Genomic DNA, 16,933 nt, shown 5'->3' on the forward strand with positions numbered 1-16,933 from the left:
GTCAGCCCTCCAAGAGCCGACCACCCATGAATCATTGAAAAATTGATTCGGGAATCCTATAAATCGCGGCAAAATCAACAATCTGCCAAAGTAGTGCTAGATCGACGTCCCGTGAACCTTCGCAATTGGAACGAAGAAACGCGTCCGCGCTGTCATCCGCAGAAATAAGCCTACAGCGGCTTCTAATCTCGCAAGCGCCTTCTGCTCCCTGTATCTCCAAGGCAATCCGGGAAACGAGCTTCCAGGTCGATCGTTGCATTCGATGGCCTTCTATCCGGCTTCTCCGCTGGGCGAGCTGTTGCCCAGCTGACGAGCGCTATGGTCTACTCATCCTCCGCGCCAAAGGTGCGCGCTTGCTGGCGCCACCCGCGCCGCTTGCATCTGGCAACGGCTACGCAGTGCGGCCAGCAAGGTCAGTGTTGCGACAATGCGCTCGGCGGAGGCTCCATCCTCGATGGCCGGCGCGGCTGTTCTCCTTACGGACGCTCACACCGTCAGCGCGCTCTGAAGCAGTACTGCAGTACACTCGCAGCACGCGCGCGGAGAAATATGAGTATTAGATAGCCGCTCACATCCCACTTTCCGCGGCCTGGCGGACCACCAAGCGCGGCCGGATCGTTCAGGCGGATCACCAGGCAGCAGCAGAGGGAAAGGCTCTTTTCAGATTTTGCGCCTTGGCCTTTGCGGGATCGTGATTGGGCAAAGCAACGCTGGCGCACCAAGCGCCGCCTCGCCATACCGGCAGGCGTCGATTCCCGGGCGCCTAAGGCCGCACGGGCGCCTCGCCAATTCCTTGGCATCTTCACCTAGACAGCTCAGCCCAGCAGCGTTTGCCCATTTCTGGCGACGATAACTTGGCGCTCCCGAACATGAGCTTCGAACGAAACCGAATCGCCGTCTTTCCAGAGATTCACCGTAATGATCTCACCCGGAAACACCGGGGCAGAAAAGCGGACGCGATGACGATGGAAGGCAGAGGGATCGTAGTCAGCATACGTCTGCAACACGGCTCTGCAGGTCAGTCCATAGGTGCACATACCGTGGAGAATGGGCTTGGGAAAACCGGCCTTACGCGCGAATTCCGGGTCGCTGTGCAAGGGATTTCGATCACCCGATAGACGATAGAGCAGTGCTTGGTCGGGCCGGATCGGGATATCCACTGATCTGTCCGGCGCTCGGCGAGGTACTTGGTGCGGCTCGGGCATTCCCTCTGATGGTCCACCGAAGCCACCGTCGCCCCTGGCAAAGATCGAAGAAGCGATCGTGACGATCTTGTCACCTTCGCCATCTTTGACCACGACTTCGTTCTGGATGATCGCGCCTTTCTCCTCGCCCTTGTCGTACACGCCGCGCACGCGCGCATCCGCCGTAACGCTGGCCGCGACAGGCATCGGCTTGTGAAATGTGATGTCCCGTTCGCCGTCAACGACCATGACGCGGTCGATGTCGATGACTCCCGGTCGCGCCCCCCAGACGCAGACCGACGCAAAGGTGGGCACCACCTTCAGCGGCTTCGATATTGCAAATGCCTCGTTGACAAACTGCAGCTCCTTTAAGCTCAGCGGATCGGAGCCCATGCCTATGCCAAGCGCATACAGCATCACCTCGCGATCGCTCCACGAATAGGGAGCGGCTTCGGACTTGAGATCGAGTATGGCGGGATAGTCGATCGGCATCGGGCCGCTCCCTCGTTGTTCCCTTTGACGTCAGGCCACCTTACAGCGCGGCAGTGGAGGTCCACGTTCGATCAACTTTTGTGTACATGCGAGCCGGCCGTTGATGGCCATGGCCCAAGGTTTTCGCGAGGTTTATGTCGCAACGACAGCGAGAAGCGGCGGCTCTGCTCCAATAGCAACATATTATCGCGACCTCGCCCCTTCTCAATACGCGCGCATAATTGCGGCTCATGCGCCCGGGCGTCGCAAGATCGGCGCTGGCTGACAGCGTGTTTTTGCATGCGGCGATGGCGAGGCCTCTCACGGCGGAGTTGAACCGGACCCAATTCGAGGCTTGGCTGCTCGCTGGCGCTCCACGGCATAGGTATCGACATAGTCGCGCGAAGCGCGTGCGCGGACCGCGATGCTCATGCTGGCCGCTCATCATCTGGACTTCGGCGGGATCGACCGCATCGAGGCCGAAGGCGCAGAACAGGTTGATCTGCACCTCAGGGATGCCCGCATCTAGTCCCACTTTCAGCGCCACGAAGCGGGCGTTGCCGTTCACGTTATACACTTTGCCGGCTGGAAATCCGCCACCGGCTGGCCTCTTGGCCGACTCTCCGCTTTTAATGGAATGAACCAGCGCTTCCAGGCGCAGCATCATGTTGCACTCCGAAGCTGTTGCCAAAGCTGCGCGGTTTCGTGCGTGAGTTTTTTTGTTCAGGACAGGCGACACAGAGCTTGAAGGGAACAGCATCCATCGTCTTCCGTGCGAGATTGGCGCCCCAACCGAGTGTTGCTGATCTCAATAGCAACGGCCGTGCCAAGGTCTCACCGCTTCTAAGCCTCTGATCACGCATTCGAAACCCCAACAACATCCAAATCCGCAGTGTTCTGAACCTGACCGGGGCTTGTGCCTGTCAGAAATTGGACAAGAACAGAGCGCTCGGCGCCGCCAGGACGCAGCTTAAAGGGTCAGCAGAATGGATTTCGGCTTCAATATTCTGCCGCTCTCCCGGCGCATTTTTCCAATCCGTGCTAGGCTACTTTGAGTCCAGCTGCCGACGTTCAAAACTCGCAGCCTTGGCCTTCGTACGCGAAGTATACTGACGTTTCCTACCTGGGGCGACCGGGCGCGAATCGCACCGTCCGCCGAGCGCGCCCATGGTTCTGAATTCTGTTTCCAGTTGGTCGTCTAAATTGGAGTGAATTTCCCTCAAGCTTTAGCACATGCATGCAGCTGATGGATCTTGATTGACGAATCGGACAACCTCATCGCGGTCCCGAAATGTGGGCACCCGGATTGAGGCAAACCGACCGTAGCGTAGACGCGGCAAGCGGAGGCGAATGACGAACGCGGATAATTGCAGACGCAGTCCACGGCAAGTTGCACCCACTCTGCGCGCCCTCTCCAGTAACTGAGCGGACAAACATGTTTGGCAGGCGACCAAAACACATGGACCCAGACGGAGGCGCGGAACGGGATGAAGCTATCGGACAAAGTCCCCTCGCTCCGTACTTTCTTATGATAATCGAGCCGGATCAGGTGGTGCAACTCCACTGCCATTCGTTGAACAGGCTCTCCGAACAGGTCGCGCGGATCAGAGGGCGGATGGCAATAGCCTGCAGCTTCTGCACGGCTCGGTGACGCGGCTAGGATCGTTCCCGTTCGTCCGAGAGGATGATGATCCGTCTCGCTAAGACGAATGTTCATGTTGGGCGAGCGACCCCTGTCGCAGGCGTTTGCGTCCAAGTACGAACAACGTCGTTCGGAACACCGATGGATTCACGTTTGAAGTGCAAGTTTTCCACGCCGCCTTGCTTTCTGCCAAGGCCTATGAGGATCGCAGAAGACCGTCTGGACACCGAGCGTCATGTGGAGCTGGTGGTGTTCGGCGAACTCGTTTCCATTGTCGAAGCTGATAGTCCGGCGCAGACGTGTGGCAGTTTGCCGAGCTGACGAGCGATGGTCCGGGCGGTGGGAACAGCTTTTCGATCGGCCGGACGGCAAACCATGCTGAAGCGGCTTTGTCGTTCGTGAAGAACCATCAGCCCCTGACCACATCGGGAGAACATCATGAAGTCGGCCTCCCAATGGCCCGGCGCCTTGCGATCATCGACCTCAGCAGGCCGCTCGGTGGTCGAGCGCCGGTTTTTTATCAGGCTCGCGGAGCTGCCGCCCCGTCGCCGGCGCCCTCATATTTTCTTGTGACGCGGCAGAAGACGGTACCAGTAATCCTTCTGGGCCGTCCGATGATAGATATAACGATAGTTGACTCATGGCTTATGATAACGCGACCATGCTCCAGCGCCAGTCGGCCAGCGATCTGCTCCGGCGAATGTCCCATCGCAAGGCTTTTGCTCACGCGGTTTCGCAGGCCTGGCTGGCGTACCAGCTTGAAGCGTCAATCCCACCGCCTGCGTCGATCGGCCAATAGCTGGGCTCGGACCGGTTCGTAGCCGCCGGCCCAAACCTTCCTCGGCCTCGAATTACGCTTAAGTTCCCGACTGATCGTCGATGACGCCCGGCCAACCACAGACGCAATCTGATTTTGAGATATACCGCCTGCCTGCAGGCGGTATATCTCAACGCGCTCTTCAAGGCTGAGCTAGCCATAACATCGTCCCATCGCAACAACACCTTAGGAGTTGTTGCACTTGCATCGTGACCGAACACCCATCCGGATACTTCCGCGGGGCACACGGCCTGCCAACTCCTGATAATAGTACTCAAGTTTGACCCACCATATAGACGTGACCAGAAGGCGTCCGATTGTCGGGTTTCGATGCGTCGCAGGGGTCCGGAGTGACCGGCTCGCTTGTCGCCGAGACCCTATCGCTGGCTTGCCGTTCGAACAACCATCGATAGATGCCGTCGGCCCGAGTCAGGGAGCCGTGGGTGCCCTGCTCGACGATCTCACCGCGATCGAACACCAGAATGCGATCGAGGTTGCGCACCGCCGACAGCCGGTGCGCGATCACGATCGAAGTGCGTCCCTTCATCAACCGCTCCATCGCCTGCTGGATCAGTCCCTCGGATTCCGAATCGAGGCTCGAAGTCGCCTCGTCCAGAACCAACACCGGCGCGTCCGCGAGGAACGCCCGCGCCAGCGCGATCCGCTGCCGCTCACCGCCCGACAGCTTAACGCCGCGCTCGCCGACCAGCGTGCCATAACCCTTCGGCAGCCGCAGGATGAAGTCATGCGCATTGGCGAGCCGCGCTGCCTGCTCGATGGCCGCCATGTTGGCGCCGGGGCGGCCGTAGGCGATGTTCTCAGCCAGGGAGCGGTGGAACAGGATCGGCTCCTGCTGCACGATCGCGATCTGGCTGCGCAGCGATTGCTGTGTCGCTTTAGCAATATCTTGACCGTCGATCAGGATCCTGCCGCCGGAGAGGTCATAGAGCCGCTGCACCAACTTGACAAACGTGGTCTTGCCCGAGCCAGAACGGCCGACCAGCCCAACGCGTTCGCCGGCACGGATGTCGATCGACAATCCGTCGTAGAGCGGCGCGCGGTGCCCCACATAGTGAAAGGTCACATCCTCGAATGTGATCCTTCCGCCCTTGACATCGATCGGTTTGGCACCGGGTGCATCGATGATGCCGATCGGCTCGCCACTGATCGTAACAAGTTCCACCATGTCGTTCACCGAACGCTGCAGATTGTTGATGTGCATGCCCAAGTCACGCAAGTAGGCGTGAATGAGATAATAGCTCGTCAGCACATAGGTGACGTCGCCCGGGGAGGCGTGCCCCGATAACCACAGCAGGATAGCGCCCCCAATTACCGAACCACGAAAGCACAAGAGCATCACATGCTGCGACACATTGGTGGCGTTGCCACGCAGCCACGTGCGCGATACCCGTGCCTGCCACCGGTTCATAACACCGTTGAGCCGCGCATCCTCGCGCGCCTCCGCGCCAAATGATTTCACCACGGCGTTGCAGGTGAGCGCGTCCGCCAGCGTGCCACCGACCTTGGTATCCCAGGCATTGGCTATTCGTGCAGTCGGAGCGATGTAGCCGATCGTCATTGCGAGAGTGATCACGACATAGATTACGGTGCCGACCGCGATCACGCCGCCTAGCGCGGGCCAGTGCAGGCCTAGCAGGATCATCGATCCCACGAGCACGGCGAGCGACGGCGACAATGCCATCAGAATGATGCTATTGAGCAGGTCGAGCGCCCACATGCCCCGCGTAATCTTGCGCACGGTCGAGCCGGCGAAGGAATTGGCGTGCCAATCGGTCGAGAAGCGCTGCACCCGCATAAAGGCTTCGCGCACCACACCGGAGATCGTTTTGAGCGTGAATGGCACAATCGCCTGCAGGCCAGCGAACCGCAGGATGAGCGAGACGAGCCCCAGCCCGACGATGCCGCCGAACGCAACAAGCGCCGCATGCCGTGCGGCCAAATCGGACGGGCCTGACGTTAATGCATCGACCAGATGGCCCGAATAGACCGGCATGAACAGGTCGGCGACCGATGCACCTAAGAAGCCGACGAAGACGATCGTGAGGCGGACAGGCTGCTTCAGCCACTGCTGGAACACGAAAGGGATCACCTCGCGGATCGCGGCGGGTCGTTTGTCGTCGGAAACAATCATGGCGCAATCCGGCCGCACTCACAGAGTGAGCCGACTCCATCTAAATTGACGCGCGGTGACGCAAGGAACGACAGAAGTGTCATCGGAAAACAGTAGGTCGTGGGGTGCTTTGGGCGAGCGGCACGTTGGTCCGGATCAACGCCGGCGGTCAACGGCACGGACGAAAACCCACCAAGAACAGCGGGCGTAGGTGCGCGATCGTTGAACAAGGCATGACCACGAAAAGCCTCGTCCGTTGGAGTGGCGAGGCGCAGCCTACGGATGTATTGGGTGCAATCTGCCAAATGGCAAGCCCGTGAGCGCATCCATGTCAATGCACGTCGTCGAATGACGCCGCCACGGTGGCGGCCTCGTTTGTAGCCGATCTGGCGGTCTTGCAAGACCACACGGATATCGGTGACGTTGCGGTAGATTGATGGACCGTAGTCTCCGAAGGATTTCCGGCCACAGTCGCCGCCGACGAGCACGCCAATAGATCCTGCGGTCCACCTCCAGAGTCGAGGCGGGATCTCCACCGCAGGCTCGAGATCCGCTGAATTGGCGCTACCGCTTGAAGCAAGCGTAACCGTTGTGTCGTCACGCCAAAAACCCACTTCAGTTCGCATCACAAACTTTCATAGCGTGCATATTCCCGACTTGCACACAGGTCCATTGACGGAACAAGTGCGACATCCCTGCTAGGCGTCAGCTCACATAAAAGACGCGCTGGAATGGCCTGACGCTGTTACGCCGCTGCGCGCGCTCCCTTTCAGATAGAACGCGCTGTGCACGCGACGGCTTTCCGGCGGCAACCGATTTTCTCGAATTGGCCATTTTCCCGTCTCTCGCTCCAGCATCATACAACAGCGCGGCCGAACTTCTTTGTGGCGTCGGCTGCAGCACGAATGTCCTCACGACTCGAACACCGGAAAACAGAGCATCGGTCTTGTGGCGCCTCTGTAGCTGCCTTTACTTAGCAACACCCGTGCCAGGACGTTTGAAACCTGTTAAGTTGTTGTTTGGGATTGTAAAACCGTACGCCGCCAGACGCTGGCTGGTGTTTTGAGCGCGACGGCCGACATACCGCCGTCAGAAACCGAACAGGATCGGCGGTCGTTTGCGCCCGAAAGAATGCCTTGCGGTTACTGTCGAGCACGGCTGACCTACCCCAGCGGCAGACGCAACCAACGTCGAAATTCACTCTGGCCGATGCAAGTACAGCGCATCAAGCGCGGCTGTGTTGGGAGGTACGCGTGGTTTCTTCTGCCAACGAAGGCGCATAAGATTCCATGAGTGGCACGTCGATTGCTACTGGGAAACACCGCAGCCCGAGAGCAGTTGGGTTCTTCCCGGGGCGTCGATGAAGATTGCTACACGGGTGCATGAATGCGCGAACGACTTTGTGGTTCTCGAAACAGCAAAATGGCTGCTGAGAACCTCGCCCCGTAGGCCAATGAGAACGCTGCAGCATTCTAACAAGGGGCCATGCCATCATGATTGACTTGAGTGAGAGACATGACCGACAGCTTCATCGACCGACTGTGCAAGGCGCTCCGCAAGGGTTCGGTGCTGACCGGCACGGACATTGCCTCGCGCTCTTAGCAAGATTTGGCCGGGAAACCGGTCAGCCAGCCGCGAGCGGCCGTCCGTCCAAGGACGACGGAAGATGTCTCATCCTTGCTTCGGCTCTGTCACCGCGAAAAAGTGCCAGTGACGACGCAGGGCGGCATGACCGGGTTGGTGCGCGGCGCTCTGCCGAATCCCCATGAAATTGTGCTGTCGATGGAACTGATGAATGCGGTCGAGGAGGTGGACATCTCGTCAGGCGCAGCCGTGGCGCAGGCCGGCACGCCGCTGCAAACGATACAGGACCGGGTCGGGCGGGAAGGGTACATGTTCCCGCTCGATCTCGGCGCGCGCGGTAGCTGTACTATCGGCGGCAACATCTCGACAATGCCGGCGGCAATCGCGTGATTCGGTACGGGATGACGCGCGACTTGATCCTCGGCCTCGAAGTCGTTACCGCCGATGGCAGGGTGCTACAGGGCTTACGCAAATACATGAAGAACAATACTGGCATCGACCTTAAGCAGCTTTTCATAGGCAGCGAGGGAGTTCTCGGCGTGGTGACGCGAGCCGCCTTGCGCATCTTTCCCGCCCCTAGGGAGCGGCAAGTGGCGCTTTGCGCCCGCCCTCTTTTACGCAACTCATCTCGGTCTTAGGAATGGCGCGAAAACATCTGGCGGAAAATTGACAGCATTTGAGGTGATGTGGAACGAGTACTACCGCCTCGCGCTCGAGCGCGTGAACGGCATGGTTCGGCCGCTGCCGGTCGATTATCCCTTTTATGTCTTGATCGAGGCCTCTGGCGACGATGCCCATCGTGTCCACGCCGATCTCGAAAAGCTGCTCGATAGGGCAATGCGCGCGAACATGATCCTTGACGCGGCGCTCTCGAGGTCGAATGCCTCTGCAGCAGCGATATGGCGTATCCGCGATTGCAGCTTACAACTTGCCCGGACGTTTCCTTATGCTGCACGTATCGCCCTCGACGTCAGTATCGCCATCAACCGGATGGATCAATATGTGAAGACAATTGTCGCGCGTATTAAGGAGATCAACCCCGGCGCATTCACGATCGTCTTCGGTCACGCCGGCGATGGTAACCTGCATGTCGAGCCACATCACGAGCACACGCCCGACAGGCGGCAGGAGTTGGAGAGGCTTGCTTATCAGATCACCAGCGAATTCGGCGGATCAATCTCAGCGGAACACGGCATCGGCATAGTTAAGCGGCCGTATCTGAAAATGAGTAGGACACGGGAGGAAATTGAAACGATGCGTACGCTCAAACGAGCGCTCGATCCGAACAATATCCTGAACCCGGGACGAATTTTCACGATGTGAGAGGACGCGAGGACGGCGCGGGCATCTCGGTCGGAACGGTCGAACGTGCGTGAGGCCTTTCGGCAAGTGGAGGCCCAACACCTTGTCATTGCCCTGCCTCCTCGCGGTGGACGGGTTGCTGCGTTCGATACCCATAAGGAGATCGCCGGGATGGGCGACGCGCTCGAACTGGTCGCGGGCGTCTCTCACCATTTGGCGCGGATAGAGCTCGCCCTGATTGAAGGAGACAAGGCGCAAAGCAGTTCAGGAATTTGAGAGGCTAACCTTGCCTTTGCGCCATCGTGGCACCTTCCGCGATGTCGGGCCTGCTCGCCACGGGCTACAGCTTGCAGATTCTCAGTTATTGGTCGCGATGGCGTGCAGTAGCGGCTGGAGAGCACGGCCTAATCAGTGCCTGATCCTGCAAGCACTGCGATCGCGCAACGTCGATCAGGCTCGTAACCGTCTCGTGCGCCACATTCAACCTATCGAGCGGCTTGCCCTTCCAACCTCCTGAAGGGAATGAGACGGTGAATTCCAAAGAAGGCCCTCTTAGAGCGTCGAACCACCGTCTTGCGGCGCGAGGCACTGGCCGACGCCCATGCGCCGACGCCGTTAAAGTAGAGCTTCGATCCGCCTCCGGCTCGGGAGCGCGGGTTTGTTTACCAGACGCCGCTACGCCGATTGGATGACAAGGAAGTGTCTGAGATAGTATTCGCCCTATTTCCTATCCGCGAACCGATCCTTCCCACCGGTAGAATTCTGCTAGGCGTCGGGCCGTGCCAGGCCGCGAATTCTCGCCCAGCGCTGAACATGGTCGGATCGGGCGCGGTCGCAACGAGAGCCGTGGCCGCTATCGCACAAATTCCGGGAATGGAGGAAAGCGACTTCGCCACCGGATTTACTTTGTGGATCTGAGCCAGCTCTCGCTCGATGGCATCCACTTGCTGGTCCAATTCCTTCAGTTGGTTCACAAGAACATCCAGTGTCATACGGGCATTGCATGGCAGCGGCAGCCCGTCGTCATCCAGCACGGCCACCGCCCCCTCCCTCCCTAGCCCTGCCAACCAAGAACCCGCTTAAAGCAGAATGAGCTCGGATGGCGTAAGCCGTCATAGCTCTCCCGCGCACCAGCAGCCCTGTCGCTCGATGGCGCAACAAGGCGCCCTGGTTCGGGGCGGCGGCCCAAGACTGCGCGACCAATGTTCCGGGGGTTCGCTACCGGACTCACGCCAGCGCATGCTGAATGAATGTCCGGCAAACTCTGAACGAGGTCTGGTGAGCGAACAAGAAGGACGATCCCGAGCCAAGTTCAGCATGTACGCGCGGATTAGCCAGGCCGGACCTCGCCCACTGAGGGCGTTGACCAGCGGCTCGGTCCGCTGTGCCACTCCGAAATATTGCTTCGAGCTTGCTTTCCCGGCGGCTCCACTAGGGGCGCGCCAACAATTGCGATCGATGGAAATTCGAGACGTCCATTGGGGGACGCTCTGCTTTCATCAGCTTAAAGGGGCACATGGATATTTTGCGACCAAACTGATCACAATCGACGAGAACTTGGCCGTTTTCATGCAGATGTCGAATAATGGCGACGTCGAAAGAGGCCCAAATACGAGAAGACGCTCGTCACCGCGCAGCGATTCACTGACGCATTTGTCCGAAACGTCTGCTTCATTTCGAATTCCGAGTCCTTTGTCTTCAACATTGCCGCTGCTTCGCGGCTTGGTAATCTATGCGCTCTGCGGCTTTTCGGTCGACCAGCAGTCGTCGATGCGATCTTCGAACGGCAATGCTTTGAGATCAGATATTCGTCACTGTTCCTCGAGGGAGTTGGCCATGCCGTTCAAGCCGAGCTCGTTACGGCTTGGTGGGTGGGATGGTGAGCATCCAGCACTCATTGGCTTCAGTGAAAATCGCCCTAGTTACTTATCTCCGCCGCAGCGCAGGGGTTGGTGTTCAGAATGCTCGTCGAACAGGTGCGAACCAGGTCGTTCTCGAGGATGGAGCACGATCGAGGCGACCCATGCCCTGCATCAGAATGCCGCGCCGGCAGTTCGCATCGACGAGCTCGGCGCTGTAGCTTATTGCCAGACAGGATGCCGTCTTGCGACGCACCTTCAAATCACTTCCGTCTGTCGCGTCATACCAGATCAGGCCCAACTAGGCAGCCTTGGCGGCCTGCGGCTTTGACCTGGTGCGCGCCAGGCTGCAAGGACTACCGATACTGAGCGGCCCATCGCCATCGATGGCGATGCGGCTCACCACGCGATCTCGATCGCTGGATTCCTTGAGGGAGCGACGCTCGGCCGCCAGGTTATCCCAGATTACGACGTCGCCCGACTTCCAGCTCCAGCTCACGGTATTTTCCCGCGCCGTGAGGTAGGATTGAAGCCGGTCGAACAGCTTCTGGCTGGCATATTTTTCTAGGCCAACGAAGCTTTGTACAGAATGTCCGAGCACGAGCAAGCGCTCGCCCGTCTTGGGATGGAGGCGAACAACCGGACACGCGGTTTCGCAGATTGTTCCGGTGAAGACATTATCGAATTGCTGCGTGTCCATCTCGATGGCGTGCCTGGTCACGGTGCAATCAACGGCGCTGCAGTGCACCGCCCAGAGGTTGTCGGCCAGCATTCGCAGCGGCTCGGGAAGATCCCGATATGCAGCCGCAGTGTTTGACCAAATAATGTCATCGGCATCAGGCGGGATCACGACACCGCGCAGTACCGAGATTTTCGGACATGACTCACCGAAGCTGAGATCCATGTGCATCCGGTCGGCACGACCGCTGCCCCGGCCCGGCGCCATGTCCGGGGGCAATGTTCCCTTTTTGGTACGCGGGATCAGAGAGCCGAGGCGGACGGCAAAGCGCTGCTGTTCGGCATCATCGAGATGTCCCTGATCACGGAAGAAGATGACTTTGTGCTCGAGAAGAAACTGGCTAATGGCGCAGATGACCTCGTCGGACAATCCGTCCGATAGCCTAATGTTCTTGATCTCGGCACCAAGCCGGGCCGCGGACTTGACGATGTCCGATCGCGGAATGACATTATCCATGGTCGTCACGTTGCTCATGATCATGCTCTCACTATCGTGATGCCTAAAACAAAGCTGCGCGATATTTCGTCGCGAGACTACTGAGGGAGGCCAAGGAAATCGGTTTGTTGGCGGATCCTACTCGGCCGCAATGCGCTCCAGCATCCGCCACAAAGAGCCGCGCCGGGTCGTCGGCACGCACCACCATCATCATGTGCCCCGCTCTGCGGCGATCAGGGCCACTCTCGCATCGTCTCCGATCAGACGACGGAAAAGGCCGGCAACACTGCCGAGGTTGACCTGCAGCATGATTAATCACCTCGCTCTTACATCTCAATCATACGGTCAATCGATGTCTAGTCCATGAAACGAAACCAGCTTTCTTTTCGACGATGAGAAATGTTCATTTTGTCGGCGAGCCAAGCACCGAGCTATTTTTAGGAAGACGATTTCTGACGCATCGCAATAGGTACGATCGCGGTGGTCAGGACGAGATGGATCGCTCGTGGTCTTGACCAATCGGCGCGATTAAAGTTATTACACCTTCGATTGTGGATACCTTCACGCGCACTTTCCGCGTTAGGGCACGATTTTCGCCGTAGTTTCAATGTGTGCGGCTGTTTCACCCGTCTGTCTCACATGGAGCAGGTGCCGACTGCTCGCGAAGCGAGAGATCGATACGCCCTATGCTTTAGCAGTTCCCGCCACGGTTTAACACGGGCTATATCACCCGTTTTGCGGGATCAGCTTTCCAAACACGAGGAACATCGAGATGCAACCTGACGTCGGACTTACTTTAAGCTGGGAACATCATGATCAAGCATTGGAGCAACGTATAGCTGACGAGGATCCGCCCACTCGCAATAAATGTCACGATAAGGTGAGCGCCGTCACATGTTTCCCTCGAGAAGTCGGGAGTGGCCAAGCACCGCGAAGCGGCCAACGACAATGCCTGGGCGAGTAATTCGTGCGCGCAACACACCCAACAAAGAGGCAATCAGTCTCGTCTCAATGAGCGTCCTATCCGGAGTTTTTCTCTTACGAATGCTTGCCGCGGTGGTCGATTGGCGCGCCGCCGCGTGCAAGCTCCACTTAGCCACCCTACCGGCGCCTTCGCTGGAATTATGGATCCGCTTGCCTGTTCGCGATCTGCGCCGCGTCGGCAGAAAGTCTTCATTTAATCAACCTTGAGCCTTTTGCCATCGCGATCTTCAAGGAAAGCGCCAAGATGGGCAACAAAGCGAGGGGCTTAAGAGCGCAATCGACGTCTCCACCACCGCGGAGATAGATCAGAGTCGGATGAAGGAGGCGATTCACTCTCATCTTTTGTTACCACGAAGCTGATGTTCTCTAGCATGCTCTTTTGCGGGCACCGCCTACGCTTCTGCTATGGCGGTCAGCGCTTTAGCCAGGACCCGGACTTCATTTGCGGCAAACGGGCGCCTACCTAAAAGACCTCGTCAATGGGCTCGTCGATAAATACTCTCGAAGCGACGAAATGCCCCCTGCAGCGCGCGTTTGACATTGACGCTGCGAGGATTGCCTTGGAGTGCCCCCGACAACCCGAACTCGTCGAGAAAACGACGCCAACCTCGCCGCATGGCTCCGAAGTAGAGCGCGCCGAGTGGCCCCGTCACGCCGATGTGGATATCGCCTGCCAAAGCATCCGCCGCGCTACGGACTTCGATGCCAGTGACGCTGAGCCGGTTGTGAATGCCGGCACGGTCATCCAGATCACGGGAAATGCGGTCTATCGCTGGCCCGAGGAGTTTTCCTAAAAAGAGTCTTTCCTGATCAGAGCCCAATGCGCGAACCGCAGCCCGTCTCTTCAAGCTTGCGACTGTGCAGGGACATCAGATCCTAGCTTCGGGCAAATCGATCCATATATCTGCAGGACCATCCAAAAGCGTATCTTGATCCGGCACATAGATATTATCTGGGACTCTGAGACCGTGACCAACGGCGATTCCACTGATTACAAAGGGAAGCTCGATCTGCTCTTGATCTTCAAAGCTGTCCGCGCCAACAATTCGGAGACTTTCCAGTTCAAACCGTCGGAATTTCATCAGCGGTTTTGCCGACGCTATCAGGTCTTTGGCGCAAGATACTCCCCGCGCGGCCTCTTTTCTCAAGTGGTCCAGCGCCATGAAGAGAGACGAAAGCTCGTCCAGCTCACAACGATTGAAGTGTCGCAAACGCGACGAAATGGGCACTCCGTTCCTGTATCGTACTGTCGGCACAAATCGTATCTCGCAATCAACAAGCAGGTCTGCGACCGCTTGTTTCACCAGAAGGGCCTGTCCAATATCCTTCAAACCGAAATAGCTGCGAGTTGGTCGCGCAAAACAAATCCAGCGGATGCATCCGGTGATACCTTCCTTGAGGAGCCCATGAGGCCCGCTCGCACGCAGCGGATAATCCCCTTGAGACACAAAGGTACGATATCCTGGCGGAAACATCTCCGCGTCGGTCGTTGAAATGACGGCAGAAGCGCCCGCTCCCAACGCAAGCGCAATGTCGCCCTCCAAATTGAACTCGTACTCAGGACCTGGGCTAAGCTGAATCTTGTTCGGATACACTGTGACAATGGCCACATCGTTCTCGGCTGCGGCCCTTCTGATTAACTCCGCGTGTCCCAGATGCAACGCTCCTAAAGTGTGTACTGTGCCGATAGTCTGCCCTCTTCTTGCTACGTCCGTAATGAAGGCCTTGCCAGCTGAAAGAGACGCAAGATGCATGCTTCCTACTCCGTCTTGTTGATTGCCCAGCAGCCCTGCTGCTCGATCAGACATCACGCTTGGCGAGCGCTACCGGCCACATTGACCGCGCGGCGAATGAGCTCATGAGCGCCTGGAGCCGGCCACAACGGGAGCGCATCCCGCTTCTCCATTTTCCTTCTCTGTGATGACAGGGGCCCAGATCGTCATGCGTCCTTTAGCCCCATCAGGTCGATCCTTCTCGACCGCGCCTCATTAGCGATGAGAACTCAGCCAGATACCCTGAAGGTTCGGATTTCTGATCTTCCACGTCCTTCAAAGCAGCCTGGAGCCCAGGACATCTGTCTGCAAAGAAGGGCGGTTCAAAGGTCGTTATCCTTGCACCCGAGAAGTCTGTTTTTACAAAGCTTGCCTGGAAAGGTGAAATTCCACTCAAGTTAGTCTTGCAGAGCGAGGATTGATTCATTCGAACGTATGCCGTACGGGCCGCTTCCAGGTTGCTGCCAGTCATTCCTGCCGCAATATAGGACTGAACAAGGTTGGCTCCCTCGAAATTGGCGCGGTTCAAAGCCATGGACTGCGGAGGATCACCGGTAATCATTGAGCGATATAGGTAGGCCTGCGAAAAATCTGATTCATCGATATCGCAATCGCGTATAAACGCACAGCGCGCACGGAAGCCGCGCAACTGGGCGGATCGCATCGTGCTCTCGAAGATCGAAATGGCTTCCCCTGATGCGCGAGATAGATCAGCTCCATCGAGCTGACAAGAACGAACGGATACTCCGTTCAACACCGCGCCGACGAGGTTGGCATTAGCGAGGTTTACCGACAGAAGTCGCGCCTCCGATAGATCTGCCTCCTCGAGCTCCGCCTTCGCGAGATTTGAGAGGCTGAAATCGGCAAAGGGGGCGCTCAGCGCCTTGGCCAGGATGCGACCGCTCGCCTTTGAAAGCCTGAAGTAAGGAAGATGAGCGTTCTCTAGGACAAGATCATCGACCGAAGTGGGGCGCAGGATTGATAGATACTCCCCCCTTGACTGCAAGAGCGAGCTGCCGGTCAGATGCGCCTTCGTCATCGTAACTTGGTTTAACTTGGCAAAATGAAAGGACGAGCAAGGCAGGTAGCATTCATTGATGGTCGATCCTTGCAGTTCAGCGCCATCAAAGACAGCCTGGCTCGCGTCACATTGATAAAAGAGGACGCCACTTAGCACTGCGTTGTCGAAACGGGTCCTTCGCATGCTGCACCCGTGGAATAGGCTACCCGTTGCATCGATGAGATTGCGCAGACTTGCATCGTCGAAATTGCAAACCTGTGCGGCAATAGCATGCATATACGCAAAGTCGAGCTTGGCTCCGCGGAAACTTGCGCGCTCTAATCCCGGGCAAATGAGGTTGGCCTCGGACAGATCGGCTCCATCCAGCTTCGCTCCGTGAAGTTGCGCACGATTGAGGATGCATCGCCGCAACGGAAATCCAGATAGATCGTGACCGTTGAAGTTCTCGGAAGATAGCCGAAGGCCGATGCCGGTCTTCTTGATCGCGTCCTCGGTTCGCCTTCCCACCGCAGCCAACGCAGACGCCCGATCACCGTTTCGGCTCCAGTAGCGGACAAAGTCGCCATCTGCCGAAGATTGGCTTATCGCTGTTGCACGGATACCCAACTCCTCAGGCACGCTGAGATGGCTAGTGGCGTCGATAGCTTGCGTCATTGCCGGGGTCTTCCATTCTCCATGACGAGCGCACTTTCTCAGCCTCGTTTGCCGGGCGCTTTTTGCATGGCCCGCCTGTTTGAAGTCGCCAAGCTTTGCCGCGAGCGCCTCTTGGGATTTCTTTCTGCGAGTTAAGCATCATCCCTCATCAGGATCTAACTTACCTGACCGGGCCTCTTGAATTGCGCCATCACGAACCGACACGCACGAAAAGCCTGAGCAAGTTGCAGCAGACGGAGTTGATCTCCCAGGACGTCACCCTTGGGTACTTAATCGATCTGTCGACAGTCGAGCGAAAAACGCCGCAACTTCGGCTACCCCCGAGTTCGTGCTTCTAA

The 16,933-nt window shown here is 57.9% G+C and carries 9 protein-coding genes and 1 pseudogene; 2 read left to right on the top strand and 8 right to left on the bottom strand.

What is annotated here, in order from left to right:
• Positions 1–815: 815 nt before the first annotated feature.
• The 3 genes and pseudogenes from IVB42_RS36325 to IVB42_RS36335 all read right to left on the bottom strand — a co-directional run bounded on the left by IVB42_RS36325 (position 816) and on the right by IVB42_RS36335 (position 6,266).
• Positions 816–1,676, bottom strand: a complete 861-nt coding sequence (locus IVB42_RS36325; protein WP_247454962.1) for a MaoC family dehydratase — start codon at positions 1,674–1,676, stop codon at positions 816–818.
• Positions 1,677–2,082: 406 nt separating this feature from the next.
• Positions 2,083–2,211: pseudogene (locus IVB42_RS36330) on the bottom strand (acetyl-CoA C-acyltransferase); the annotation flags it as partial.
• A 2,177-nt stretch (positions 2,212–4,388) separates the two neighbouring features.
• Positions 4,389–6,266, bottom strand: a complete 1,878-nt coding sequence (locus tag IVB42_RS36335) for an ABC transporter ATP-binding protein (protein WP_247471996.1) — start codon at positions 6,264–6,266, stop codon at positions 4,389–4,391.
• Positions 6,267–7,955: 1,689 nt separating this feature from the next.
• On the opposite strand from IVB42_RS36335, the gene IVB42_RS36340 reads away from it, so the two are divergent.
• Together IVB42_RS36340 and IVB42_RS36345 are read left to right on the top strand one after the other, a co-directional pair.
• Positions 7,956–8,219 carry an FAD-binding protein gene (locus IVB42_RS36340; protein ID WP_247471998.1) on the top strand — a complete coding sequence of 88 codons (264 nt, stop codon included), beginning with the start codon at positions 7,956–7,958 and terminating at the stop codon, positions 8,217–8,219.
• 276 nt (positions 8,220–8,495) lie between these two features.
• Positions 8,496–9,152, top strand: a complete 657-nt coding sequence (locus tag IVB42_RS36345; RefSeq protein ID WP_247472000.1) for an FAD-linked oxidase C-terminal domain-containing protein — start codon at positions 8,496–8,498, stop codon at positions 9,150–9,152.
• A 641-nt stretch (positions 9,153–9,793) separates the two neighbouring features.
• Here the strand turns inward: IVB42_RS36345 and IVB42_RS36355 are convergent.
• From IVB42_RS36355 to IVB42_RS36375, 5 genes are all read right to left on the bottom strand, one after another.
• On the bottom strand, positions 9,794–10,171 hold the full coding sequence (locus IVB42_RS36355; protein ID WP_247454956.1) for a transposase: 378 nt from the start codon (positions 10,169–10,171) through the stop codon (positions 9,794–9,796).
• A gap of 1,120 nt (positions 10,172–11,291) precedes the next feature.
• Positions 11,292–12,203, bottom strand: a complete 912-nt coding sequence (locus IVB42_RS36360; protein WP_247472002.1) for a TauD/TfdA family dioxygenase — start codon at positions 12,201–12,203, stop codon at positions 11,292–11,294.
• A gap of 1,421 nt (positions 12,204–13,624) precedes the next feature.
• Positions 13,625–13,969 carry a hypothetical protein gene (locus IVB42_RS36365; RefSeq protein ID WP_247472004.1) on the bottom strand — a complete coding sequence of 115 codons (345 nt, stop codon included), beginning with the start codon at positions 13,967–13,969 and terminating at the stop codon, positions 13,625–13,627.
• A gap of 48 nt (positions 13,970–14,017) precedes the next feature.
• On the bottom strand, positions 14,018–14,902 hold the full coding sequence (locus tag IVB42_RS36370; protein ID WP_247472006.1) for a pantoate--beta-alanine ligase: 885 nt from the start codon (positions 14,900–14,902) through the stop codon (positions 14,018–14,020).
• 205 nt (positions 14,903–15,107) lie between these two features.
• Entirely contained in the window at positions 15,108–16,595 is a 1,488-nt protein-coding gene (locus tag IVB42_RS36375) for a pentapeptide repeat-containing protein (protein WP_247472008.1), read from the bottom strand.
• Between the last annotated feature and the right edge of the window lie 338 nt (positions 16,596–16,933).

The sequence above is a fragment of the Bradyrhizobium sp. 45 genome, from assembly GCF_023073155.1.
Classification (GTDB): Bacteria; Pseudomonadota; Alphaproteobacteria; order Rhizobiales; family Xanthobacteraceae; genus Bradyrhizobium; species Bradyrhizobium canariense_D.